The sequence below is a fragment of the Klebsiella terrigena genome, assembly GCF_006539725.1.
In the GTDB taxonomy this organism is placed as follows: Bacteria; Pseudomonadota; Gammaproteobacteria; order Enterobacterales; family Enterobacteriaceae; genus Klebsiella; species Klebsiella terrigena.
The window spans coordinates 159,666-184,640 of record NZ_BJNO01000005.1 but is presented as its reverse complement, the minus strand read 5'-3'; the positions used below and the strand labels follow the sequence as shown (position 1 = coordinate 184,640).

Annotated in this window: 19 protein-coding genes; 7 read left to right on the top strand and 12 right to left on the bottom strand. The window is 56.8% G+C overall.

All coding sequences use genetic code 11. The features are described from left to right. Nucleotides 1-384: 384 nt before the first annotated feature. The 4 genes from RTE01_RS08935 to RTE01_RS08920 all read right to left on the bottom strand — a co-directional run bounded on the left by RTE01_RS08935 (nt 385) and on the right by RTE01_RS08920 (nt 3,949). Complete coding sequence (locus RTE01_RS08935) at nt 385-1,632, bottom strand: polysaccharide deacetylase family protein (protein ID WP_115193553.1); 1,248 nt, start codon at nt 1,630-1,632, stop codon at nt 385-387. A 62-nt stretch (nt 1,633-1,694) separates the two neighbouring features. Further along, nucleotides 1,695-2,135 (bottom strand): PTS sugar transporter subunit IIA, encoded by a 441-nt coding sequence (locus RTE01_RS08930; protein ID WP_141334917.1) that lies wholly within the window; start codon nt 2,133-2,135, stop codon nt 1,695-1,697. A 120-nt stretch (nt 2,136-2,255) separates the two neighbouring features. Next, nucleotides 2,256-3,026, bottom strand: a complete 771-nt coding sequence (locus tag RTE01_RS08925) for an ABC transporter permease (RefSeq protein ID WP_041144086.1) — start codon at nt 3,024-3,026, stop codon at nt 2,256-2,258. Continuing rightward, on the bottom strand, nt 3,023-3,949 hold the full coding sequence (locus RTE01_RS08920) for an ABC transporter ATP-binding protein (RefSeq protein ID WP_041144085.1): 927 nt from the start codon (nt 3,947-3,949) through the stop codon (nt 3,023-3,025). The genes RTE01_RS08925 and RTE01_RS08920 overlap by 4 nt, the downstream gene beginning before the upstream one ends. Nucleotides 3,950-4,055: 106 nt before the next feature. On the opposite strand from RTE01_RS08920, the gene can reads away from it, so the two are divergent. Then, nucleotides 4,056-4,718, top strand: coding sequence for a carbonate dehydratase (gene can, locus RTE01_RS08915; protein WP_041144084.1), 663 nt, complete (start codon nt 4,056-4,058; stop codon nt 4,716-4,718). A 100-nt stretch (nt 4,719-4,818) separates the two neighbouring features. On the opposite strand, the gene hpt is transcribed toward can, so the two are convergent. Beyond that, the gene (hpt, locus tag RTE01_RS08910; RefSeq protein WP_041147520.1) at nt 4,819-5,355 is read right to left on the bottom strand and encodes a hypoxanthine phosphoribosyltransferase; all 537 of its coding nucleotides are present in this window, start codon (nt 5,353-5,355) and stop codon (nt 4,819-4,821) included. A gap of 204 nt (nt 5,356-5,559) precedes the next feature. On the opposite strand from hpt, the gene RTE01_RS08905 reads away from it, so the two are divergent. Further along, nucleotides 5,560-7,950 carry a glucose/quinate/shikimate family membrane-bound PQQ-dependent dehydrogenase gene (locus tag RTE01_RS08905; protein ID WP_134525253.1) on the top strand — a complete coding sequence of 797 codons (2,391 nt, stop codon included), beginning with the start codon at nt 5,560-5,562 and terminating at the stop codon, nt 7,948-7,950. A gap of 68 nt (nt 7,951-8,018) precedes the next feature. On the opposite strand, the gene cueO is transcribed toward RTE01_RS08905, so the two are convergent. Then, nucleotides 8,019-9,611 carry a multicopper oxidase CueO gene (cueO, locus tag RTE01_RS08900; RefSeq protein ID WP_041144082.1) on the bottom strand — a complete coding sequence of 531 codons (1,593 nt, stop codon included), beginning with the start codon at nt 9,609-9,611 and terminating at the stop codon, nt 8,019-8,021. Nucleotides 9,612-9,755: 144 nt separating this feature from the next. Between cueO and RTE01_RS08895 the strand changes: the two genes are divergently transcribed. From RTE01_RS08895 to speD, 3 genes are all read left to right on the top strand, one after another. Then, on the top strand, nt 9,756-10,103 hold the full coding sequence (locus tag RTE01_RS08895) for a YacC family pilotin-like protein (RefSeq protein WP_071845001.1): 348 nt from the start codon (nt 9,756-9,758) through the stop codon (nt 10,101-10,103). 167 nt (nt 10,104-10,270) lie between these two features. Then, the gene (gene speE / locus RTE01_RS08890; RefSeq protein ID WP_041144080.1) at nt 10,271-11,140 is read left to right on the top strand and encodes a polyamine aminopropyltransferase; all 870 of its coding nucleotides are present in this window, start codon (nt 10,271-10,273) and stop codon (nt 11,138-11,140) included. A 14-nt stretch (nt 11,141-11,154) separates the two neighbouring features. Next, nucleotides 11,155-11,949, top strand: coding sequence for an adenosylmethionine decarboxylase (gene speD, locus RTE01_RS08885; protein ID WP_041144079.1), 795 nt, complete (start codon nt 11,155-11,157; stop codon nt 11,947-11,949). Nucleotides 11,950-11,981: 32 nt separating this feature from the next. On the opposite strand, the gene yacL is transcribed toward speD, so the two are convergent. After that, nucleotides 11,982-12,344: a protein YacL gene (gene yacL, locus RTE01_RS08880; protein ID WP_041144078.1), complete on the bottom strand. Its 363-nt coding sequence runs from the start codon at nt 12,342-12,344 to the stop codon at nt 11,982-11,984. A 184-nt stretch (nt 12,345-12,528) separates the two neighbouring features. Then, nucleotides 12,529-15,126, bottom strand: coding sequence for a bifunctional aconitate hydratase 2/2-methylisocitrate dehydratase (gene acnB / locus RTE01_RS08875; protein ID WP_115193555.1), 2,598 nt, complete (start codon nt 15,124-15,126; stop codon nt 12,529-12,531). A 456-nt stretch (nt 15,127-15,582) separates the two neighbouring features. Here acnB and RTE01_RS08870 point away from each other — a divergent pair, with 456 nt between their 5' ends. Further along, entirely contained in the window at nt 15,583-17,199 is a 1,617-nt protein-coding gene (locus RTE01_RS08870) for a DUF3300 domain-containing protein (RefSeq protein ID WP_123552739.1), read from the top strand. Nucleotides 17,200-17,209: 10 nt separating this feature from the next. Then, on the top strand, nt 17,210-18,031 hold the full coding sequence (locus RTE01_RS08865; protein WP_134525252.1) for a DUF2950 family protein: 822 nt from the start codon (nt 17,210-17,212) through the stop codon (nt 18,029-18,031). A gap of 20 nt (nt 18,032-18,051) precedes the next feature. On the opposite strand, the gene RTE01_RS08860 is transcribed toward RTE01_RS08865, so the two are convergent. From RTE01_RS08860 to aceE, 4 genes are all read right to left on the bottom strand, one after another. After that, the gene (locus RTE01_RS08860) at nt 18,052-18,336 is read right to left on the bottom strand and encodes a hypothetical protein (RefSeq protein WP_134525251.1); all 285 of its coding nucleotides are present in this window, start codon (nt 18,334-18,336) and stop codon (nt 18,052-18,054) included. Between the two features lie 162 nt (nt 18,337-18,498). Then, complete coding sequence (gene lpdA / locus RTE01_RS08855) at nt 18,499-19,923, bottom strand: dihydrolipoyl dehydrogenase (protein WP_041147519.1); 1,425 nt, start codon at nt 19,921-19,923, stop codon at nt 18,499-18,501. 325 nt (nt 19,924-20,248) lie between these two features. Next, entirely contained in the window at nt 20,249-22,141 is a 1,893-nt protein-coding gene (aceF, locus tag RTE01_RS08850) for a pyruvate dehydrogenase complex dihydrolipoyllysine-residue acetyltransferase (RefSeq protein ID WP_045859856.1), read from the bottom strand. 14 nt (nt 22,142-22,155) lie between these two features. Continuing rightward, the gene (gene aceE, locus RTE01_RS08845) at nt 22,156-24,819 is read right to left on the bottom strand and encodes a pyruvate dehydrogenase (acetyl-transferring), homodimeric type (protein ID WP_041144072.1); all 2,664 of its coding nucleotides are present in this window, start codon (nt 24,817-24,819) and stop codon (nt 22,156-22,158) included. Between the last annotated feature and the right edge of the window lie 156 nt (nt 24,820-24,975).

Here is a 24,975-nt window from a genome sequence, read left to right as displayed (position 1 = left end):
ACATAAACCCCGTTAGGTCCGTAATCAGTCTGTACATTTTCACTTCGGGTATCAGCACGTAGAGCAGGACGAATGTAACGGTAAAGAGTAATACTTCCCCAAACCATAATAGTACGTATTGTATTGGCTTCATTAGTAGACCTGTACGCTACCGAAAGCGGTTAATGACGCTGTTATTATATTGCTGACATATTAACCAACGCAGCCCACATTAACATGAAATCAGACGACCGGGTTAGCGTAATACAATCCTCACCCGTTCCTTTATCACCTGGGGCAGAAAGAATAAGGCTGTAACGGTTTCGCCCATAATTAAACCGGCGTTTGGTATTGGATTGAAAATATTCACCTCGGGCAGGCAGCTAAATGTTCAAGCGGGCCTGACTATCCCTGCGGCTGGTTGCTGATCAGCCGCGACATCGTCTCCAGCGAATCCGTGCGCAGAATATAGAGGCGCTTCAATAAGAACGGATTATCCCCCGGCATCACCTTCCCTCTCACCGTGGTCACCGCCATATGAAAACCGGCGTCGTTCGCGGCCTTCACCGCCGTGGCGTTATAGCCGCCAAACGGATAGGAGAGATAGAGCACGTGCGGATTAAACTGCGTCAAGGCGCGGCGCGAGTGCTCAAAATCAAACAGGATGTTGTGGTAGCTGCGGCTCAGCAGAATCGGACGATGCCCGCCGTCAACCCGATGCAGAAAGTGGGTATGCGACTGCACGTCAAAGACGTCCTGAATCTGCTTCAGCTCAGAAATACTCATAAACTGTAGCGACTTAGGCGCCCATTTCTGCGGATGGTGCTTAATGCGCGAAGAGATAATAAACGCCGTGGCGTGAAAGCCATACTGCCTGAGGATAGGCCAGGCATAGCGGTTGACCGACTTCAGGCCGTCATCAAAGGTGATCGCCACCGAGCGCGCCGGCAGGTTGATCTTATTGCGCACGTAGCCTTCCAGCTGATACATGTTCAGGGTGGTGTAGCCCTGGTCGCGCAGCCAGGTCATCTGGTTGCTGAAGGCGCGAACGGAGGTGGTGGTCGAGGTATGGCGAAAGCGGGTGTTCTCTTCATCACGCAGGATATGGTGATAGGTCAGGATCGGAATGCCGTTATCCTGTTGGGCATCGAGGCTACTGACCCACGCCAGGCGATTGCCGATGCGAATTTGAAACCAGGTCTGATTCAGCCGGTCTTTCAGCTTGCTGATTATCGGATAGCGTAAATTATCCGCCAGCGTGCCGAACGGCGCGCTGCCGCTGGAGGGAGCGTCGTAGACCGGGGTATCTTTCCAGGTGAGCAGGTTTTGATTGCTCAGCGGCTTATGCAAATCGCCGAGGCTGTCCTCCACCCGCTGCTTGCCCTGCACCGGCTGCAGGTGGCCTTTATCGATAAAACCGGTACCAAAGCCGAAGCTGAACTCATAATAGTCGGCGGCGGTCGGCACGACGGCAATAATTTGCCCGGCGCGGATATTGCCGACGCTGACCACCTCATTGCCTATCTGCGCCCAGATAACCGCGTCTTCAGTGGTTTGCATATAGCGAGCAGGCACGCCCTGTTGGCTTAACAGGCTGGCAGAGGCGCTGAGCGACGTCAGCAGAAGGAGCAGAGCAAAGATTCGGGCAAACATCGACGTCTAACCGCTAGAAAAAACTGCCGCCATTGTAACAAAAGCGGCATCAATACCAACGCCTAATTCCCGAACGCTTCATGCAGCAGGCGGAAAGGCGGATTTTTTTGCTGCTGGTGCCAGAGGCTGCTGACCGTCGGGCCTCCGGCGCTGACTATCGCCTCGCGAAACGCTTCGCTGCTCAGGCTCTCGCGCAGCAGATACATTCGCTCTAACAATGGATAGTCGATTCCGGAGATCACTTCGCAGTGGGTGTGCTTATGGCTCATGAGCGCCGCGACTCGATACGGCGCCGCGCCGGTTTCATCGGTGAGAAAGATCGCGCCATCGCCGCTGTCGACCGCGTGCAGCGCCTCGCACATCATCCGGCTCAGCATATTTCTGCTGAGATTGCGCCAGTAGTTCACCGCCCGACACTGCGCCAGCGCTCCATACTTTTTTTCCAGACGGTCCAGCAGCTCCTGCGCCTTATCGTCATGACAAGTAATTACCCAACCTAACATCGCCTACCTCCTTAGCAGGAGGCTAATTTAACAAGGGGAATGAGCGATGTCGGTGATGGCAGTCAAGATTAGCCGATGGCGCTTCGCCTAATCGCTCAGCGAAGCGCCAATAACGGTCCGCTAGCTGCGCAGACCGCGTCCGCGCTGGATCAGAGACCAGCACAGCAGGTAGAACGCGACGATAAAGACCACCAGAACGCCAAAGGTGGTAATCAGCGGAACATCGTTGATGCCGAGGAAGCCGTAGCGGAAGCCGCTGATCATGTAGACGATCGGGTTCAGGTGCGACAGCGCCTGCCAGAACGGCGGCAGCAGGGTCAGAGAGTAGAATACCCCGCCGAGGTAGGTCAGCGGCGTCAGCACGAAGGTCGGGATCAGGCTGATATCGTCAAAGGTTTTGGCAAATACCGCATTCAGCAGGCCCGCCAGCGAGAAGAGGATGGCCGTCAGGAGCAGCGTCAGCCCAACGAACAGCCAGGAGTGAACCTGGAACGGGACGAAGAACAGCGAGATCGCGGTGACGAGGATCCCGACAAACAGCCCGCGCGCCACGCCGCCGCCAACGTAGCCGATGATAACCACGTGCGTTGGCACCGGCGCCACCAGTAGCTCCTCAATATTGCGCTGGAATTTCGCGCTGAAGAAAGAGGAGGCCACGTTGGCGTAGGCGTTGGTGATCACCGCCATCATAATCAGGCCCGGCACGATAAACTGCATATAGGTAAAACCGTGCATTTCGCCGATGCGCGAACCGATCAGGTTGCCAAAAATGACGAAATAGAGCGTCATGGTGATCACCGGCGGCACCAGCGTCTGGATCCAGATACGCATAAAACGGTGGATCTCTTTGGCCCAGATGCTTTTCAGCGCGACCCAGTACAGCTGCATCATGCTGATTCTCCTTTCCTGTCATGTACCAGCGTGACAAACAGCTCTTCCAGGCGGTTGGCTTTGTTACGCATGCTTAAAACCTGAACGCCCTGCGCGCTCAGCTGAGAAAATACGCTGTTGATCCCCTGCTCGCGCAGCACCTCAACTTCCAGAGTTGAGGTATCCACCAGCCGATACTGATAGCCTTCGAGCACCGGCAGCGGGCTTTTCGGCGCCAGATCGAGAATAAAGGTTTCCGATTTTAGCTTCGCCAGCAGCGCCTTCATGGAAGTGTTCTCCACCAGCTCACCGCGCTGAATAATGCCGATATTGCGGCACAGCATCTCCGCCTCTTCCAGGTAGTGGGTGGTGAGGATAATGGTGGTGCCTTTATCGTTCAAATCCTTGAGGAAGCCCCACATCGAGCGGCGAAGTTCGATATCCACCCCCGCGGTTGGCTCATCGAGGATCAGTAATTTTGGCTCGTGCATCAGGGCGCGGGCGATCATCAGACGGCGCTTCATGCCGCCGGATAGCATCCGCGCGCGCTCGCCGCGCTTTTCCCATAAATCGAGCTGTTTCAGATATTTTTCGCTGCGTATAACCGCTTCTTTACGCTCAACGCCGTAGTAGCCCGCCTGGTTGACGACGATCTGCTGCACGGTTTCGAAGGGGTTAAAGTTAAACTCCTGCGGCACCAGGCCGAGCTGGCGCTTGGCGTTAACCACGTCCTTCTGCAGGTCGTAGCCAAAGACGTTGACCTGGCCTGAGGTTTTATTAACCAGCGAGCTGATAATGCCAATCGTGGTGGATTTACCCGCGCCGTTAGGGCCCAGCAGCGCATAAAAATCGCCTGCCTCAACCTGCAGGTCGATCCCCCGCAGCGCCTGAACCCCGCCGGGGTAGGTTTTTGTAAGCTGTTTTAGTTCCAGAGCAATGGTCATTAAATGTCTCTTCTCGTGTCGTGACACGCGATGGGTTGTTTTAAAAAATGTGAGGTTAACCTATATTAGCGCAACGCACTTACCTGGTTATAGGCCGTGAACGTCCATGAATGATATAGATACACTCATCAGCAACAATGCACTATGGTCAAAAATGCTGGTGGAAGAAGACCCCGGTTTTTTTGCAACCTTGTCTCATGCGCAAAAACCGCGCTTTCTGTGGATTGGATGTTCTGATAGCCGCGTACCCGCTGAACGGTTAACGGGCCTGGAGCCTGGCGAACTGTTTGTGCACCGCAACGTTGCCAACCTGGTGATTCATACCGACCTGAACTGTCTTTCCGTGGTGCAGTACGCCGTTGATGTGCTGGAGGTCGAGCATATTATCATCTGCGGCCACTACGGCTGCGGCGGCGTGCAGGCGGCGATTGAAAACACCGAGCTGGGCCTGATCGACAACTGGCTGCTGCATATTCGCGATATCTGGTTTAAACACAGTTCGCTGCTGGGCGAGATGCCCGAAGAGCGCCGCCTTGATACGCTGTGCGAGCTGAACGTGATGGAGCAGGTCTATAACCTGGGTCACTCAACGATTATGCGCTCGGCGTGGAAACGCGGGCAGAAGGTGACGATCCACGGCTGGGCCTACGGCATTCACGATGGCCTGCTGCGCGATCTCGACGTGACCGCCGTCAGTCGCGAAACGCTCGAACAGCGCTACCGTCATGGCATTTCCAATCTCAAAATTAAGCACGTCAACCACAAGTAGCTGACGCGCTTTTCACATCCGGACAGGCTGCCCGCGCCGCGCCGGATAAACCCGGCGGCATGCTGCTTAGCCGGGCACCGCACAACGGCTCACCTACGTCCTACTCGTCCAGCAGCACCACTTTGCCTACGTACGGCAGATGGCGATAGCGCTGGGCGTAATCAATACCGTAACCGACAACGAACTCGTCCGGGATAGCAAAGCCGACAAATTCAACCGGTACGCTTACTTCGCGACGGCTCGGCTTATCCAGCAGCGTACAGATGGCCAGCGATTTCGGCTCGCGCAGGCTGAGGATCTCACGCACTTTAGAGAGCGTGTTGCCGGAGTCGATGATGTCTTCCACGATCAGGACATCTTTACCGCGAATGTCTTCGTCCAGATCCTTGAGGATTTTAACGTCGCGGGTCGTGGACATGCCGCTGCCGTAGCTGGAAGCGGTCATAAAATCGACTTCATGCGGCACCTGAACTTCGCGGCACAGGTCGGCCATAAACATAAATGAGCCGCGCAGCAGCCCCACCAGCACCATTTCGCTGCCGCTGTCTTTGTAGCATTCGTTGATTTGACGACCCAGTTCGGCGATACGTGCTTTGATCTCGGCTTCCGGGATCATCACTTCTACAGTATGTTTCATAAAACTAACCATTTGATTCTTAAGATAAATCATCAAAGCCGCTGCTCTCACATCGACGTTGACCGGCAAGCTGACCAGTATACCAGTAAAAAGAAATCTGCGGTGCAGGGAATAATAAAAGCTATTTTGTGATTCCGATCACACTTGTTAAATCCTATAATTAATTGCATCTAAAAAATTAACAAACAAAACGAGTATCTTTCTATGGCAGAAACAAAATCTCAACAATCACGGCGACTCGTGACGCTGACTGCACTCTTTGCAGCGTTTTGCGGTCTCTATCTTCTCGTTGGCGGGGTATGGCTGGCGGCTATCGGCGGCTCCTGGTACTACCCGATTGCCGGCCTGGTGATGCTCGCCGTTACCGTTATGCTGCTGCGCGGTAAGCGTTCAGCGCTCTGGCTGTACGCCGCGCTGCTTCTCGCCACGATGATTTGGGGAGTCTGGGAGGTCGGCTTTGACTTCTGGGCGCTCACCCCGCGTAGCGATATCCTGGTGTTCTTCGGCATCTGGCTGATTTTGCCCTTCGTCTGGCGTCGCCTGCCCGTCCCTTCCGCCGGAGCGGTTGCCGGGCTGGTTATCGCCCTGCTGATCAGCGGCGGGATCCTGACCTGGGCCGGATTTAACGATCCGCAGGAAGTGAACGGCACCCTGAGCGCCGACGCCACGCCTGCGGCCCCGATCTCCGCCGTTGCCGACGGCGACTGGCCGGCATACGGCCGTAACCAGGAGGGCCAACGCTATTCGCCGCTGAAGCAAATCAACGCCGATAACGTGAAGAACCTCAAGGAAGCCTGGGTGTTCCGCACCGGCGACCTGAAGCAGCCGAACGATCCGGGTGAAATCACTAACGAAGTGACGCCGATTAAGGTCGGCAACATGCTCTACCTGTGTACTGCCCACCAGCGTTTGTTCGCCCTGGACGCGGCAACCGGGAAAGAGAAATGGCACTTCGATCCGCAGCTGAACGCGGACCCGTCCTTCCAGCACGTGACCTGTCGCGGCGTCTCTTACCACGAAGCGAAGGCCGACAGCGCGCCGGCTGACGTCGTCGCCAACTGCCCGCGCCGCATCATCCTGCCGGTCAACGACGGTCGCCTGTTCGCCATTAACGCCGACAACGGCCAGCTGTGTGAATCCTTTGCCAACAAAGGCATTCTCAACCTGCAGACCAACATGCCGGTGACCACCCCGGGGATGTACGAACCGACATCACCGCCGATCGTTACCGATACCACCATTATCATCGCCGGCGCGGTAACCGATAACTTCTCTACCCGCGAGCCGTCGGGCGTGATTCGCGGTTTCGACGTCAATACCGGCAAGCTGCAGTGGGTGTTCGATCCGGGTGCCAAAGACCCGAACGCGATCCCCGACGACCAGCACCACTTTACACTTAACTCCCCTAACTCATGGGCTCCAGCGGCCTATGACGCGAAGCTGGATTTAGTCTATCTGCCGATGGGCGTCACCACACCGGATATCTGGGGCGGCAACCGTACGCCGGAGCAGGAGCGTTACGCCAGCTCTATCGTCGCGCTGAACGCGACCACCGGTAAACTGGTATGGAACTATCAGACCGTTCATCACGATCTGTGGGATATGGATATGCCGTCGCAGCCAACCCTCGCAGATATTGACGTCAACGGTAAAACCGTACCGGTTATCTACGCGCCGGCCAAAACCGGTAACATCTTCGTTCTGGACCGTCGTAACGGCGAGCTGGTCGTCCCGGCGCCGGAAAGACCGGTTCCGCAGGGCGCAGCGAAAGGCGATTACGTTGCCAAAACGCAGCCGTTCTCCGACCTGAGCTTCCGTCCGAAGAAAGATTTGACCGGTGCGGATATGTGGGGCGCCACCATGTTCGACCAGCTGGTGTGCCGCGTTATCTTCCACCAGCTGCGCTATGAAGGCATCTTCACCCCGCCGTCTGAGCAAGGCACGCTGGTATTCCCGGGTAACCTCGGCATGTTCGAATGGGGCGGTATCTCCGTCGATCCGAACCGTCAGGTGGCGATCGCCAACCCGATGGCGCTGCCGTTCGTCTCTAAGCTGATCCCACGCGGCCCGGGCAACCCGATGGAGCCGCCAAAAGATGCGAAAGGCTCCGGCACCGAGTCCGGCGTGCAGCCGCAGTACGGCGTGCCGTATGGCGTAACTCTCAACGCCTTCCTGTCGCCGTTTGGCCTGCCGTGCAAACAGCCGGCCTGGGGCTACATCTCCGCGCTGGATCTGAAGACCAACGAAGTGGTGTGGAAAAAACGTATCGGGACGCCGCAGGACAGCCTGCCGTTCCCGATGCCGGTCCAGGTGCCGTTTACGCTCGGCATGCCGATGCTGGGTGGCCCAATCTCCACGGCGGGTAACGTGCTGTTTATTGGCGCTACCGCAGATAACTACCTGCGCGCGTACAATATGAGCAACGGTGAGAAGCTGTGGCAGGCCCGCCTGCCGGCGGGTGGCCAGGCAACGCCGATGACCTACGAGGTCGAGGGCAAGCAGTATGTTGTCATCTCCGCCGGCGGCCACGGTTCGTTCGGGACGAAGATGGGTGACTACATCGTCGCTTACGCCCTGCCGGACGAAGCGAAATAACCGCTGCAGTTGAAGAGCAAAAGGCCCGGTGAGAACCGGGCCTTTTCTTTTGCACAACAGGGGCCGGGCTAGACCGTAAAGCCGAGCATCATGCCGGTATCCTCATGCTCCAGCAGATGGCAGTGCGCCATATAGGCAAACTCCTTCGGCGCCTCGTGGTCAAACTTGACCAGCACTTCGCTGACGCCGCCGTCGACCCGCACGGTATCTTTCCACCCCGTCCGATGCGCGGCGGGCGGGCGGCCGTTTTCCGACAGAATGCGGAACTGGGTACCGTGGATGTGGAACGGGTGCAGCATCATGTCGCCTTTGCCGGAGATGACCCAGCGCTCGTACTCTCCCTTCGCCGCAGCGAACATCGGCACGTCCATATCGAAAGCTTTACCGTTGATACGGTTGGCGTTGTGGAAATCGAACGCGCCGTCGCCGTGGTTCATCTGCCCCATACCCGCGTGGTTCATCTTGCCCATCTCGCCGTGGTTCATATTTCCCATGCTGCCGCTATCCATCATACCGCCGTGGTGCATGCCTGACATCGCGCCGTCGCCGTACTTTTTCATCAGCGCCTGCATGCCCATCATATCCAGCATCGGATCCATCGACAGCTGCAGCGTGCGCTGGGTCAGGCCAGCCAGCGGCGGCAGCCCGGGCATCGCCGCCAGGGTATCCGGCAGCTGGCCGGATGCCTGAATCGTCAACGGCTGGACGCGCAGCACCGGCTGCGGCTTGTCGAACGGGGCAATCGCCATGCCCATCTGACTGACCGGCAGCGTGATCAGATCGAAGGCTTTGCCGTCGCGGGTATCCACCAGCACTTCAAAACGTTCTCCCATCAATGCCGGCAGCTCGCTCACCTTGACCGGCTCGGCAAGCAGCCCGCCGTCGCTGGCTACCACGTACATCGGTCGGCCGTCGCTGGTTGAGAAATTGAGCGAGCGGGCGTTGCAGCCGTTAAGCAGGCGCAGGCGCAGCCAGCCGCGCGGGGCGGCGTGTTCGGGATAGAGCGCCCCGTTGGTCAGCAGCGTATCGCCAAACCAACCGACGGCCGCACTCATGATATCGAGCTGATAGTCAATTTCGCCGGCGGCGGTGAAGCGCTTATCCTGCACGATCACCGGCACGTCATCGATCCCCCACTGCTTGGGCAGCAGCAGGCGCTCGCTCTCCTCATCGGAAATCAGCACCAGCCCCGCCAGCCCCATCGCCACCTGGCGCCCGGTTTTACCGTGCTGATGCGGGTGGAACCAGCAGGTGGCGGCCCGCTGCGCCGGCGTGAAGCTCACGCTGCGGGAAGCTCCTGGCGCAATGATCCCGTGCGGCCCGCCGTCAACTTCGCCTGGGACCTCCAGGCCGTGCCAGTGCACGGTGGTCTCTTCGGCCAGGCGGTTATGAATATCCACGGTGACCGCCTCCCCTTTTTTGAGGCGCAGCGCAGGGCCCAGCAGATTACCGTTATACCCCCAGGTGGTGGCGCTATGGGGACCAAACTGGGTTTTCCCTGCCTGGATGGTTAACGTGATGCGATTTCGCGCGTCGGCAGCAAGCAGTTCAGGTATCGGCAATGCCGGGCGAGCGGCGGCAAATGCCGAGCGGCTCCAGAGCGGAAGCGCGCTGAATGCGCTAAGCGCGGCGGTTAATTTGATAAATTCACGACGTTGCATTTCACATCCTTTTATTCTGCTGGTGAACTTTTGAGCTTAAACCCTCCAGCAACGGGAAGGTCAAGCAGAAGAGTAAGAATAAAGCTCGGCGTCATGTAAAGAAGTATGCTAACTTTGTTCGTCCGTGATTCAATGGTAAACAAAATGAAGACGCTTTGCAGAACACTAGTGCTCGGCAGCCTGCTTGCACTATCCGCCAATAGCTACGCGTTAAGCGAGTCGGAAGCGGAAGATATGGCTGATTTAACAGCGGTATTTGTTTTTCTGAAAAACGACTGCGGTTACCAGAACCTGCCTAATACCCAGATCCGTCGCGCGCTGGTCTTTTTTGCTCAACAGAATCAATGGGATCTGAGCAACTACGACAGCTTTAATATGAAAGCGCTCGGCGAAGATAGCTACCGCGATCTCAGCGGCATCAAGATTTCGACCACCAAAAAATGTAAAGCGCTGGCGCGCGATTCGCTAAGCCTGCTGGCTTACGTTAAATAACGTCGCCGCCATAAAATATCCGTCAGCTTATCGCCTTCATTTTCAGGCGTATTCGCCCGCGCGCGCATTGCTGAAATATCCGCCGTGCATCCTCATCTATAGTTGGCTATGATGTTGCGCTCGTTTTTTACGGGTGTAACAGATGTTAACAAAGGAGGAATCAATCCGTGGCCGATAGCAAACTGTGGCATGAAACACTGCACGACCATTTTGGTCAGTATTTTACCGTTGATAACGTGCTGTATCACGAGAAGACCGATCATCAGGATTTGATCATTTTTGACAACGCCGCATTTGGCCGCGTGATGGCGCTGGACGGCGTGGTGCAAACCACCGAGCGCGATGAGTTTATCTATCATGAAATGATGACCCACGTTCCGCTGCTGGCCCACGGCCAGGCGAAGCACGTGCTGATCATCGGCGGCGGCGACGGCGCCATGCTGCGCGAAGTCTCCCGTCATCCGCATATCGAAACGATCACAATGGTTGAGATTGACGCGGGCGTGGTCTCTTTCTGCCGTCAGTACCTGCCAAACCACAGCGCTGGCGCCTACGACGATCCGCGCTTTACGCTGGTTATCGACGACGGCGTCAATTTTGTTAACCAGACGACGCAAACGTTTGACGTCATCATCTCCGACTGCACCGACCCCATCGGTCCCGGCGAGAGCCTGTTCACCTCGGCGTTCTATGCCGGCTGTAAGCGCTGCCTGAACCCCGGCGGGATCTTTGTCGCCCAGAACGGCGTGAGCTTTCTGCAGCAGGATGAAGCCGTCGACAGCCACCGCAAGCTGGGCCACTACTTCAGCGACGTCAGCTTCTATCAGGCAGCGGTGCCCACCTATTACGGCGGCATCATGACCTTCGCCTGGGCGACGGACAATGACGCGCTGCGCCATCTTTCCAGCGAAATTATCCAGGCGCGCTTCCACAAAGCAAACCTCAAGTGCCGCTATTACAACCCGGCAATTCATACGGCGGCATTCGCCCTACCGCAATATCTGCTGGATGCGCTGTCCGTCAGCGATCTTAAATAAGGGGGTGAACTAAATTGAAAAAATTGAAGCTGCACGGCTTTAACAACCTGACCAAGAGCCTGAGTTTTTGCATTTACGATATCTGTTACGCCAAAACGGCGGCAGAGCGCGACGGCTATATCGCCTATATCGATGAACTCTACAATGCCAACCGCCTGACCGAGATTTTGTCCGAGACGTGCTCGATAATCGGCGCCAATATTCTGAATATCGCGCGCCAGGATTATGAGCCGCAGGGCGCCAGCGTCACTATTCTGGTCAGTGAAGAACCGATTGACCCGCAGCTTATCGATCAAAGCGAGCATCCTGGCCCGCTGCCGGAAACCGTGGTCGCCCATCTCGATAAAAGCCATATCTGCGTCCATACCTACCCGGAAAGCCATCCCGAGGGCGGGCTCTGTACCTTCCGCGCTGATATTGAAGTATCAACCTGCGGCGTCATTTCGCCGCTGAAGGCGCTGAACTACCTCATCCACCAGCTGGAATCCGATATCGTCACCATTGACTACCGCGTTCGCGGCTTCACGCGTGATATCAACGGGATGAAGCACTTTATCGATCATGAAATTAACTCAATACAGAACTTTATGTCCGACGACATCAAGTCGCTGTATGACATGGTGGACGTCAACGTGTACCAGGAGAATATCTTCCACAGCAAGATGCTGCTGAAAGAGTTCGACCTGAAGCACTACATGTTCCATACCAGGCCGGAAGATTTAAGCGAAGAGGAGCGCAGGGTCATTACCGACCTGCTGTGGAAGGAGATGCGCGAGATTTACTACGCGCGCAATATTCCTGCGGTGTAGAGCGTTGGCGGAGCACGGAGGCTCCGCCGGGTTCAGCGCTGTTGCACAAACTCGCGGTAGGCGGCAACGACCTGCAGAAAGTCTTCGACGCCGCAGAGGGAGAAGCTCTCTTCGTCGTAGTAGCTCATCCCTTCTTCAATTTCATCGCCGGAAATCTCCAGCTGGTTAGCGCGAATCATGACCTCCTCGCCGTCTAACCATAACGTGTACTCATGCCCGGCACGCTGCCATGAGCGCTCGCTGCCTTTTACGGTACGCGCGGCCTGTTCCACTTCGTCCAGCAGGGCGAGATTATCCTTCACCTCTTCATTAAACCAGTGCCCCACCACTTCGTGGCCCATCGCCATCCGCACCTTTACCGCTCCGGTAATATCGCGCAGAAATTCGTAATCCATAGTCTCTTCCTCTGCAAGGGCAATGCGTCACGCTGCACTGTACCCATAGCGTAATTATCGCAGCACCGGGGAAGAAAAAAAGCGTGGGGGATGAAGGATTGGAAATAAAAATGCCCGGTGACGCAATGTTCACCGGGCACTGGAGACTTTACAGCCAGTTCGTCAGGCGAGCTGACGCGTGACCTTATACCGCAGTCTGGAAAATAACCCCATCCGCTTTCTCAGTGTACTGATCCAGCTGGTTGAAGTTCAGGTAGCGGTAGGTATCCGCTGCCGTCTGATCGACCTGAGCGACGAAGGTCTGGTACTCCTCCGGCGTCGGCAGCTTGCCGAGCAGTGAAGCCACGGCCGCCAGCTCAGCGGAAGCCAGGTAGACGTTCGCGCCGGTCCCCAGACGGTTCGGGAAGTTACGGGTTGAGGTGGAAACCACCGTCGCACCGTCGGCTACGCGCGCCTGGTTGCCCATGCACAGGGAGCAGCCCGGGATTTCGATACGCGCGCCGCTCTTACCAAAGACGCTGTAGTAGCCTTCTTCGGTCAGCTGAGCCGCATCCATACGGGTTGGCGGAGCCACCCACAGGCGGGTCGGCAGCTGGCCTTTATGGTTATCCAGCAGCTTACCTGCGGCACGGAAGTGGCCGATGTTGGTCATACAGGAGCCGATAAAGACTTCGTCGATCTTCTCACCCTGAACGTCGGACAGCAGACGAGCGTCGTCCGGATCGTTCGGTGCGCAGAGGATCGGCTCTTTGATATCCGCCAGATCGATGTCGATAACCGCGGCATATTCCGCATCCGCATCGGCTTCGAGCAGCTGCGGATCCGCCAGCCATTTTTCCATCCCCTGAACGCGACGCTCCAGGGTGCGGCGATCGCCGTAACCTTCGGCAATCATCCACTTCAGCAGAACGATGTTGGAGTTCAGATACTCAACGATCGGCGCCTGGTTCAGCTTGATGGTACAGCCGGCTGCAGAACGCTCGGCGGAGGCGTCGGTGAGCTCAAACGCCTGCTCAACTTTCAGATCCGGCAGGCCTTCGATTTCCAGAATGCGTCCGGAGAAGATGTTTTTCTTCCCTTTCTTCTCAACGGTCAGCAGGCCCTGCTTGATGGCGTACAGCGGGATGGCGTGAACCAGATCGCGCAGGGTGATCCCCGGCTGCATCTTCCCTTTGAAGCGCACCAGCACGGATTCCGGCATATCCAGCGGCATGACGCCGGTGGCAGCCGCAAACGCGACCAGACCAGAGCCCGCCGGGAAGGAGATACCGATCGGGAAACGGGTATGGGAGTCACCGCCGGTACCGACGGTGTCCGGCAGCAGCATACGGTTCAGCCACGAGTGGATAACGCCATCGCCCGGACGCAGAGAGACGCCGCCGCGGTTCATAATGAAGTCAGGCAGAGTATGGTGCGTGGTCACGTCGACCGGCTTCGGATAGGCCGCGGTATGGCAGAAGGACTGCATCACCAGGTCCGTAGAGAAGCCCAGGCACGCCAGGTCTTTCAGCTCGTCACGGGTCATCGGACCGGTGGTATCCTGGGAGCCAACGGAGGTCATCTTCGGCTCACAGTAGGCGCCAGGACGAATACCGGTTACGCCACAGGCGCGGCCAACCATTTTTTGCGCCAGCGAGTAGCCGCTGGTGCTTTCGGCAACGTCTTTCGCCTGACGGAAGGCCGTGCTGTGCGGCAGACCCAGGGCGTCGCGCGCGCGAGTCGTCAGGCCACGACCGATAATCAGCGGAATACGGCCACCGGCGCGGACTTCATCGATCAGTACGTCGGTTTTCAGCTCGAAGGTCGCCAGCAGCGCATCGGTTTCGTGGTTACGCACTTCGCCTTTGAACGGGTAAACGTCGATAACGTCGCCCATATTCAGGTCGTTGACGTCAACTTCAATCGGCAGTGCGCCCGCATCTTCCATAGTGTTAAAAAAGATTGGTGCAATTTTGCCGCCAAGGCACAGGCCGCCGCCGCGCTTGTTCGGCACGTTCGGGATATCGTCGCCCATAAACCACAGCACCGAGTTGGTGGCGGATTTACGCGAAGAGCCGGTACCGACAACGTCGCCAACGTAGGCCAGCGGGAAGCCTTTTTTCTGCAGCGCTTCAATTTGCTTGATCGGGCCAACCGAACCCGGCTGATCCGGATCGATGCCTTCACGGGCGTTTTTCAGCATCGCCAGCGCGTGCAGAGGGATATCCGGGCGGGACCACGCGTCCGGCGCCGGGGAAAGGTCATCGGTGTTCGTTTCACCGGTAACTTTGAAAACGGTCACGGTGATTTTTTCCGCCAGCGGCGGGCGGCTCAGGAACCACTCGGCGTCAGCCCAGGACTGCATCACCTGCTTAGCGTATTCGTTACCTGCTTTCGCTTTCTCTTCTACATCGTAGAAGTTATCAAACATCAGCAGCGTATGGGACAGCGCTTTCGCGGCAATCGGAGCCAGTTTGGCATCGTCCAGCGCGTCAATCAGCGGATGAATGTTGTAACCACCCTGCATGGTGCCCAGCAGTTCAACGGCTTTTTCAGGGGTAACCAGTGGGGAGGTCGCTTCACCTTTGGTGATGGCGGCAAGGAATCCGGCTTTAACGTAGGCGGCTTCGTCGACGCCCGGCGGTACGCGGTTAATTAACAGGTCTAACAGGAATTCTTCTTCACCCGCTGGCGGGTTTTTCAGCAGTTCTACCAGCGCGGCCATTTGGGTTGCATCTAAGGGTTTGGCAACAATCCCAACGGCTGCACGCTCAGCTACGTGCTTACGGTATTCTTCTAGCACGACGGTTCTCCTCGCTCTCATTGTAAAATGCGGTAGGCGATTCTCTTCACGCTCCTGTGAGACAGCAGTTTGTAGGGTAAATGCCCGATACCGCGTCGGCAGCATAGCAGGATTTAAGGGAGGTGTTAATCTGTTTACAAAAAAGCAACATTAAAAATTAGCTGAATCGTTAAGGGCAGGATTTTACAGGCTTTACGAACATTTCCCGGTATATATCCCCTGAATAATTCGCCTAACCGGGCATCAGTGCCGGCCTGAACAGGCCCGCCGGAGCGATTCTTCGGCCCGCTTCGACGGCGGCGGATAACGGCGATAAATTTAATTCTGTTACAGATAACCTACTGCAATCCCAACAATAATCAAAAACAGAAAATTGCTCTGCATATACTCCTTCGGAAACGCTATTTTCGGCGATACTCAGTGGATACGGGCCAAATTATTGTGCCGGGAGCTAACATGACACGACTTTTTAAACCCCACGTCATTGCGTTAATTTGCAGCGCGGGGATTTTAGCCGCCGCGGGTACCCTGTACCTGAAAAGCCGCGTACCACAGCCGATAGCCGAGGCGTCAGCGGAGGTTCAGCCGGCCGCACCGGCGGCTCCTGCTGCAACCCCAACGCCTGCGGCACCCGCCGCGCAGCCGGTGACCACCACCTACACCCGGGCGCAGATCGATCAATGGGTTGCCCCCGTCGCGCTCTATCCCGACAACCTGCTGTCGCAGGTGCTGATGGCATCAACCTATCCCGGCAACGTGATACAGGCCGTGCAGTGGTCGCAGGATAATCCCTCCATGCAGGGCGACGCGGCGGTTCAGGCGGTGGCGGGCCAGCCCTGGGACCCGAGCGTCAAATCGCTCGTCGCCTTCCCTGCCCTGCTCGCGCTAATGGGCGAGAATCCGCCGTGGGTTGAGAACCTCGGCGATGCTTTTTTAGCGCAGCCGCATGACGTGATGGATTCGGTGCAGCGGCTGCGGGCGCTTGCCCAGCAGACAGGCAGCCTGAAATCGACGCCGCAGCAGAAAGTGACCACCGCCAACGCCTCTGCGCCGGCCTCCTCTGCGGCAACCTCATCCTCCTCCGCGGGGAGTCAGGCCGCCCCTGCCCCGACGCAGATTATCAAAATTGAATCGACCGACCCAAACGTGGTGTACGTTCCAACCTATAACCCGTCGACCGTATACGGCAGCTGGCCCAATACGGCCTATCCGCCGGTCTATTTGCCGCCGCCTCCCGGGGAGCAGTTTACCGACAGCTTCGTGAAGGGCTTCGGCTATAGCCTCGGCGTAGCGACGACCTGGGCGCTGTTTAGCAGCATCGACTGGGATCATGATGATGATTACCATCATGACAACGACTATAACCGCGGCTATTCCCACAATGGCGATAACATCAATATCAACGTCAATAACTTCAACCATATCACCGGCCAGAATCTGCCGGGCAACCGCACCGGCTGGCAGCATAATCCGGCCTATCGCGGCAATATCCCCTACCCGGATAACACCGTCTCCCAGCGCTTCCATCAGACCAACGTCGCCGGTGGTTTAAGCTCAACCCAGCAGCATCCGGCCGATCGTAACGAGCAGCGCCAGGCGGCCCTCACCCAGCTGCAGGAGCGAAGCGGCCCGGCAGCCAGCGACAGAATCGCGAATACCTCTTCCCGCGATGCCCAGCGCCAGGCGGCCTCGCAGCAGCTGCATCAGGCCACCCAGCGCAGCAACTATCGCGGCTACGACCAGGCGCCTGCCGCGGCGATCAAAAGCGCGCGGCAGAACCCAACGCCACAGCAGCAGCAGCGTCGCGAGACCGCAAAAACCCGCGCGCAGCACCCTACCGAACAGCAGCAGCAGCGCCGCACGCAGATCAAGTCGGCGACGCCGGAACAGCGCCAGCACAGGGCGAGCAGCCTGCGGGCCAACGCCCTCAGCGGCAATGAAAGCCGCTCCCCCTCCTGGCAATCCCAGCAGGCGCGTGGGCAGCAAAGTCGTACCGCCTCTAACCTGAACAGCGGGCAGCGCGCTGCGGTCAGAGAGCACCGCGCCGAACACCCTGAAATTCGCCGTCGCTGAGGATAAGCAGATGAAAAAACAATTACGGATGGCTCTGCTGGCGCTGGCAGTCTCCCCGCTGATGGCGCTGGCGCAGCAGCAGTTCTCCACTCCGGAGCTGGCAGCCAACGCGCTGGCCGAGGCCCTTGGGCAAAATAACGATTCGGCGCTCACCGCCCTGCTCGGCGATAGCTGGCAGCAGTTTTTGCCACCGGAAGGGATCGATCCGGACGCCGTCGCCCGCTTCCAGCGCGACTGGAAGATTAGCCACCGCATCGTCCAGCAGGCGGATACGGCCTGGCTCGACGTCGGGAGCGAAGCCTGGCGACTGCCCGTTCCGATGGTCAAGAGCAGCGAGGGCTGGCACTTTGACATGGCGGCCGGCGAAGATGAAATCCTGACCCGAGCGATCGGCCGTAATGAGCTCGCCGCGATCCAGGCGATGCATGCCTACGTCGACGCGCAGCAGGATTTTTACCAGCTGAACCATACCTGGGCTAAGAAAATCATCAGCAGTCCCGGCAAGAAAGATGGTCTCTACTGGCCCACCGCTCCCGGTGAAGCCCCCAGCCCGCTGGGGCCAGCCTTTAGCCCCGTGGAGCCGGGCGCGGGCTATCACGGCTATCATTTCCGCATGATTCACGACGAAGCCAGCCAGGGAGAAGCGCTGCTGGCGTGGCCGGTCGCGTGGGGGGAAACCGGGGTGATGAGCTTTATGATCGATCGTCGCGATCGGGTGTATCAGGCAAATTTAGGCGAGAACACTGCGGACCAGGCCTGGGGGATAGTGAAGTTTGCGCCAGATAGCCGCTGGCAGGCGCTGGAGCATCAGCAAGAGCGCCCGGCGCCGTAAGATAGCGCCGGGCGGGTTATTTAGCCCTGATGAGGCATCAGCTGCGGGTAGCCGCTAAATGGCGGCTTCGTGCTGCTCAGTGCGGCTTCATCGCCCTGGATGCTGCCCGAGTTCGCCGCCCAAACGCCTTCGCTCGTTTTGCTCACCATTTGATGCTGGGCGTTCAGATTTTGGCCCATCGCCGCAATGTGCGTCCCCTCAGTGCCGCCGCTGTTATCAGCCCAGGGCACCGCAGGATCGGCCGCGCAGGCGATACCGGAAGCCAGCGTTGCCGCCAGCAGAGTCGTTGTTAAAAAGAGTTTTATAACCCACCTCGCTTATAATTAACTACCTATAAGTTTAGTGAGTAACTAATTTCAAAGTGTTGATAAGATATGGCGGGTTATTAACGCAGACACAGATCTAAACATCAGGCATAAAAAAAGCGGCTCACAGAGCCGCTTATGCTTTTTGCCGGAAAGAAAAAGTTACTTTTTCTTCGCTTTCGCGTTCGGCAGGTCGGTGATGCTACCTTCGAAGACTTCTGCCGCCAGGCCAACGGACTCGTGCAGAGTCGGGTGCGCGTGGATGGTCAGAGCGATGTCTTCTGCGTCACAGCCCATTTCGATAGCCAGACCGATCTCACCCAGCAGCTCGCCGCCGTTAGTACCGACAATCGCGCCGCCGATAACACGGTGGGTCTCTTTGTCGAAGATCAGTTTGGTCATACCGTCTGCACAATCGGAAGCGATCGCACGGCCGGATGCTGCCCACGGGAAGGTGGCAGTTTCGTAGCTGATGCCTTTCTCTTTCGCTTCTTTCTCGGTCAGACCAACCCAGGCAACTTCCGGTTCGGTATAGGCGATTGACGGGATCACTTTCGGGTCGAAGTAGTGCTTCAGGCCAGAAATAACTTCTGCGGCAACGTGACCTTCGTGAACGCCTTTGTGCGCCAGCATCGGCTGACCCACGATATCGCCGATAGCGAAGATGTGCGGTACGTTGGTACGCAGCTGCTTATCAACGCGGATGAAGCCGCGTTCGTCAACTTCAACGCCGGCTTTGCCCGCATCGAGGTTTTTACCGTTCGGCACGCGGCCGATAGCCACCAGCACGGCGTCGTAACGCTGCGCTTCAGCCGGGGCTTTTTTGCCTTCCATGGAAACGTAGATGCCGTCTTCTTTTGCTTCAACGGCGGTCACTTTTGTTTCCAGCATCAGGTTGAACTTCTTGCTGATGCGTTTAGTGAAGACTTTCACCACGTCTTTATCGGCGGCCGGGATAACCTGGTCGAACATTTCAACCACGTCAATCTCTGAACCCAGCGCATGGTAAACGGTACCCATTTCCAGACCGATGATACCGCCACCCATAACCAGCAGGCGCTTAGGTACGGATTTCAGTTCGAGGGCGTCGGTGGAGTCCCACACGCGCGGATCTTCATGCGGAATGAACGGCAGTTCGATCGGACGGGAACCCGCCGCGATGATTGCGTTGTCGAAGTTGATCACGGTTTTGCCGTTTTCGCCTTCAACTTCCAGGGTGTTAGCCCCGGTAAATTTACCCAGACCGTTTACCACTTTCACTTTACGGCCTTTGGCCATACCGGCCAGACCGCCGGTCAGTTGGGTGATAACTTTCTCTTTCCAGGTACGAATTTTGTCGATATCGGTTTTCGGCTCACCGAAAACAATACCGTGATCGGCCAGCGCTTTCGCTTCTTCGATAACTTTAGCTACGTGCAGCAGCGCTTTAGAAGGGATACAGCCGACGTTCAGACAAACACCGCCCAGGGTGCTGTAACGTTCGACGATGACGGTTTCCAGACCTAAGTCAGCGCAACGGAAGGCAGCAGAATAACCTGCGGGACCAGCCCCAAGTACCACGACCTGAGTTTTGATTTCAGTACTCATCATGACCTCTGTAGTTAGTATCCGGCGGTCATACCCGTCGTCTTTCAGGCCGCAACTGCGTTAGCTTCACGCCTTCACCCCAGCCACTTACTTGAGTAAGCTCCTGGGGATTCTGGCGCTTGCTGCCTTGCTGCATCCAGAAATCCATAGGGTATGTATATTAATACCCTTATATCCACCGGGACGTTCTATCCGCCTGCATTTTACAAAATTGTTAACAATTTTGAAACAACAAACGGCAAACGATTTTGTCCTTTATTGCTGATAACCCCAAAACGCACGAGAGATTACCAGAAAAAAGCCGGCCGTCAGGCCGGCTTTTCGCTTACATCACCAGGCGGCGAATATCGCTCAGGGTGTTGTTGATGATGGTAATAAAGCGAGCACCATCAGCACCGTCGATCACGCGGTGGTCGAAGGACAGAGAGATCGGCATCATCAGACGCGGAACGAACTCTTTACCATTCCATACCGGTTCCATCGCGGATTTGGACACACCGAGGATAGCCACTTCCGGCGCGTTAACAATCGGCGCGAAGTGGGTGGTACCCAGGCCGCCGATGCTGGAGATGGTAAAGCAACCGCCCTGCATTTCGCCAGCTGTCAGCTTACCGTCACGCGCTTTCTTAGAGATCACCGTCAGTTCACGGGACAGCTCGGTAATGCTCTTCTTGTTCACGTCCTTGAAGACCGGAACAACCAGACCATTAGGCGTATCAACCGCTACACCGATGTTGATGTACTTTTTCAGCGTCAGACGCTGCGCATCTTCGGACAGGGAGCTGTTGAAGCGAGGCATCTGCTCAAGCGCAGCGGCAACCGCTTTCATGATGAAGACCACCGGGGTGAATTTCACGTCCAGCTTACGCTTCTCAGCTTCCGCGTTCTGCTGCTTACGGAACGCTTCCAGGTCAGTGATGTCGGTTTTGTCGAAGTGCGTAACGTGCGGGATCATCACCCAGTTACGGCTCAGGTTAGCACCAGAGATTTTCTGGATACGACCCAGCTCAACTTCTTCAACTTCACCAAACTTGCTGAAGTCCACTTTCGGCCACGGCAGCATGCCCGGGATACCGCCGCCGGTAGCGGCAGCAGGCGCAGACTCAGCGCGCTTAACGGCATCTTTCACGTAGGCCTGAACGTCTTCGCGAAGGATGCGGCCTTTACGACCGGAGCCTTTCACTTTCGCCAGGTTCACGCCAAATTCGCGCGCCAGGCGGCGGATCAGCGGAGTCGCGTGGACGTAAGCGTCGTTCTCAGCGAACTCGGATTTACCTTCAGCTTTCGCCGCAGGGGCCGCCGCTTTCGCAGCCGGAGCCGGTGCAGCCGCTGCAGGTGCCGGAGCAGCTGCCGCCGGAGCCGCAGCAGGCGCCGCGCCTTCAACTTCGAAGACCATAATCAGCGAGCCGGTAGAGACTTTGTCGCCGGTGCTGATTTTGATCTCTTTCACGGTACCCGCGAACGGAGCCGGAACTTCCATAGAGGCTTTGTCGCCCTCTACGGTGATCAGTGACTGTTCAGCGGCAACTTTGTCGCCCACTTTCACCATCACTTCGGTCACTTCAACTTCGTCACCGCCGATATCCGGTACGTTAACGTCTTTCGCGCCAGCCGGTGCCGCTGCCGCCGGAGCGGCCGCCTGTGCCGGTGCTGCTGCCGCTGCGGCAGGTGCTGCACCCGCCACTTCGAAGACCATGATCAGCGAGCCGGTGGAGACTTTGTCGCCAGCGCTGATTTTGATCTCTTTCACGGTACCCGCGAACGGTGCCGGGACTTCCATTGACGCTTTGTCGCCTTCAACGGTAATCAGAGACTGTTCAGCCGTAACGGTGTCGCCCACTTTAACCATGATCTCGGTGACTTCTACTTCGTCGCCGCCGATGTCAGGCACGTGTACGTCTTTCGCCGCGGCCGCAGCCGGTGCAGCGGCCGGAGCTGGCGCTGCTGCTTTCTCTTCCTGCGCAGGTGCAGCGGCTGCTGCACCATCGGCGGAATCGAAAATCATGATAAGTTTACCGGTCTCGGTTTTGTCGCCAACGGAGACTTTAATCTCTTTAACGACGCCAGCCTGCGGAGACGGGACTTCCATAGAGGCTTTGTCACCCTCTACGGTGATCAGCGACTGTTCAGCTTCAACTTTGTCGCCAACTTTGACCAGGATTTCGGTGATTTCAACTTCATCTGCCCCGATATCCGGTACGTTGATTTCGATAGCCATTATTCTCTTACCTCTTACGCCAGACGCGGGTTAACTTTATCTGCATCGATGTTAAATTTGGCGATTGCTTCTGCCACAACTTTCTTATCGATTTCACCACGTTTAGCCAGTTCGCCCAGCGCCGCAACAACCACGTAGGAAGCATCGACTTCGAAGTGGTGACGCAGGTTTTCACGGCTGTCAGAGCGACCGAAGCCGTCGGTACCCAGTACGCGGTAATCATCAGCCGGTACATAGGTACGAACCTGCTCGGCGAACAGTTTCATATAGTCAGTAGACGCTACGGCCGGTGCGTCGTTCATCACCTGAGCGATGTACGGTACACGCGGGGTTTCCAGCGGGTGCAGCATGTTCCAACGCTCACAGTCCTGGCCATCGCGCGCCAGCTCGGTGAAGGAAGTTACGCTGTAGACGTCAGAACCGACGCCGTAGTCTTTCGCCAGAATCTCTGCTGCTTCACGCACGTGACGCAGGATAGAACCGGAGCCCAGCAGCTGAACTTTACCTTTGCTACCTTCGAGGGTGTCGAGTTTGTAGATACCTTTACGGATACCTTCCTCAGCACCTTCCGGCATTGCCGGCATGTGGTAGTTTTCGTTCAGCGTGGTGATGTAGTAGTAAACGTTCTCTTGTTTCTCACCGTACATACGCTCCAGGCCATCGTGCATGATGACGGCAACTTCGTACGCGTAAGACGGATCGTAAGAGATACAGTTCGGGATAGTCAGAGACTGAATATGGCTGTGACCATCTTCGTGCTGCAGACCTTCGCCGTTCAGCGTCGTACGACCGGAAGTACCACCGACCAGGAAGCCGCGAGCCTGCTGATCGCCTGCCTGCCAGCACAGGTCACCGATACGCTGGAACCCGAACATGGAGTAGTAGATGTAGAACGGGATCATCGGCAGGTTGTTGGTGCTGTAAGAGGTCGCAGCAGCCAGCCAGGATGCGCCGGCACCCAGTTCGTTGATACCTTCCTGCAGGATCTGACCTTTCTCGTCTTCTTTATAGTAAGCAACCTGCTCACGGTCCTGCGGGGTGTACTGCTGACCGTTCGGGCTGTAGATACCAATCTGACGGAACAGGCCTTCCATACCAAAGGTACGCGCTTCATCGGCGATGATCGGCACCAGGCGGTCTTTAATGGACTTGTTCTTCAACATCACGTTCAGGGCACGAACGAAGGCGATGGTGGTAGAAATCTCTTTGTTCTGCTCTTCCAGCAGCGGACCGAAATCTCCCAGGGTCGGCAGCTCCAGCTTCTCATCGAAGTTAGGCTGACGGGTCGGCAGGTAGCCGTGGAGTTTCTCACGCTGGGCGTGCAGATAGGTATGCTCTTCGGAACCTTCCGGGAAGGTCACGTACGGCAGTTTTTCGATATCAGCATCGGCAACCGGCACGTTGAAACGATCGCGGACGTAGCGTACGCCGTCCATGTTCATTTTCTTAACCTGGTGAGCGATGTTTTTACCTTCAGCGGTATCACCCATGCCGTAACCTTTGATGGTATGGGCCAGGATGACGGTAGCTTTGCCGGTGGTTTCCTGCGCTTTTTTCAGTGCAGCGAAGACTTTCTTCGGATCGTGACCACCGCGGTTCAGAGCCCAGATCTGCTCGTCAGTCCAGTCGGCAACCAGCGCTGCGGTTTCCGGATATTTACCGAAGAAGTGCTCGCGTACGTAGGCACCGTCTTTGGATTTGAAGGTCTGGTAGTCGCCATCAACGGTTTCGTTCATCAGCTGAATCAGCTTACCGCTGGTGTCTTTACGCAGCAGCTCATCCCAGCGACCGCCCCAGATAACCTTGATAACGTTCCAGCCAGCACCGGCAAAGATGCCTTCCAGTTCGTTAATGATTTTGCCGTTACCGGTGACCGGGCCGTCCAGACGCTGCAGGTTGCAGTTGATGACGAAGACCAGGTTATCCAGTTTTTCACGGGTCGCGATGGTGATAGCGCCTTTAGATTCCGGCTCATCCATCTCGCCGTCGCCCAGGAAGGCGTAAACGGTTTGTTTGGAAGTATCTTTCAGGCCACGGTGTTCCAGATATTTCAGGAATTTAGCCTGGTAGATTGCACCGATTGGGCCCAGACCCATGGAGACGGTCGGGAACTGCCAGAAGGTCGGCATCAGTTTCGGGTGCGGGTAGGAAGAGAGGCCTTTGCCATGTACTTCCTGACGGAAGTTGTTCATCTGCTCTTCAGTCAGACGACCTTCGAGGAACGCACGTGCGTAGACGCCCGGAGAGATGTGGCCCTGGAAGTAAACCAGGTCGCCGCCATCCTGCTCGTTGCGCGCACGGAAGAAGTGGTTAAAGCACACTTCATAGAAGGTCGCGGAGGACTGGAAGGAAGCCATGTGGCCGCCCAGCTCAAGATCCTTTTTCGATGCGCGCAGAACGGTCATGATGGCGTTCCAGCGAATCGCAGAACGAATTCGACGTTCCAGATCGAGATTCCCCGGGTATTCCGGTTCATCTTCAACGGCAATAGTGTTGACGTAACTGCCAGTAGATGTGCCAGCAGCAACCTTCACCCCGCCTTTGCGGGCTTCAGAAAGGAGTTGGTCAATCAGATACTGAGCGCGCTCAACACCTTCTTCACGGATGACCGATTCGATCGCCTGTAGCCAGTCGCGAGTTTCGATCGGATCCACGTCATTTGGTAAACGTTCTGACATGGGGGGTATTCCTTATCTATCTAATCGTTGATTAATCTGGAACCTGTCCCATTGCACTCTTTGTTCTTCATATTTCAGGTTATCTCTTTGTTGGCTGCGCTTCCTCACCCCGGTCACATAGTTAGCTATGCTCCCGGGGATTCGCGCGCTTGCCGC

Coding starts and splice junctions, on each gene's coding strand:
- aceE (WP_041144072.1), bottom strand. CDS start 24,819: ATGTCAGAACGTTTACCAAATGACGTGGATCCGATCGAAACTCGCGAC.
- hpt (WP_041147520.1), bottom strand. CDS start 5,355: ATGAAACATACTGTAGAAGTGATGATCCCGGAAGCCGAGATCAAAGCA.
- RTE01_RS08920 (WP_041144085.1), bottom strand. CDS start 3,949: ATGACCATTGCTCTGGAACTAAAACAGCTTACAAAAACCTACCCCGGC.
- RTE01_RS08895 (WP_071845001.1), top strand. CDS start 9,756: ATGAAGACGCTTTGCAGAACACTAGTGCTCGGCAGCCTGCTTGCACTA.
- RTE01_RS08935 (WP_115193553.1), bottom strand. CDS start 1,632: ATGTTTGCCCGAATCTTTGCTCTGCTCCTTCTGCTGACGTCGCTCAGC.
- RTE01_RS08865 (WP_134525252.1), top strand. CDS start 17,210: ATGAAAAAACAATTACGGATGGCTCTGCTGGCGCTGGCAGTCTCCCCG.
- cueO (WP_041144082.1), bottom strand. CDS start 9,611: ATGCAACGTCGTGAATTTATCAAATTAACCGCCGCGCTTAGCGCATTC.
- RTE01_RS08930 (WP_141334917.1), bottom strand. CDS start 2,135: ATGTTAGGTTGGGTAATTACTTGTCATGACGATAAGGCGCAGGAGCTG.
- yacL (WP_041144078.1), bottom strand. CDS start 12,344: ATGGATTACGAATTTCTGCGCGATATTACCGGAGCGGTAAAGGTGCGG.
- RTE01_RS08905 (WP_134525253.1), top strand. CDS start 5,560: ATGGCAGAAACAAAATCTCAACAATCACGGCGACTCGTGACGCTGACT.
- RTE01_RS08925 (WP_041144086.1), bottom strand. CDS start 3,026: ATGATGCAGCTGTACTGGGTCGCGCTGAAAAGCATCTGGGCCAAAGAG.
- RTE01_RS08870 (WP_123552739.1), top strand. CDS start 15,583: ATGACACGACTTTTTAAACCCCACGTCATTGCGTTAATTTGCAGCGCG.
- can (WP_041144084.1), top strand. CDS start 4,056: ATGAATGATATAGATACACTCATCAGCAACAATGCACTATGGTCAAAA.
- aceF (WP_045859856.1), bottom strand. CDS start 22,141: ATGGCTATCGAAATCAACGTACCGGATATCGGGGCAGATGAAGTTGAA.
- lpdA (WP_041147519.1), bottom strand. CDS start 19,923: ATGAGTACTGAAATCAAAACTCAGGTCGTGGTACTTGGGGCTGGTCCC.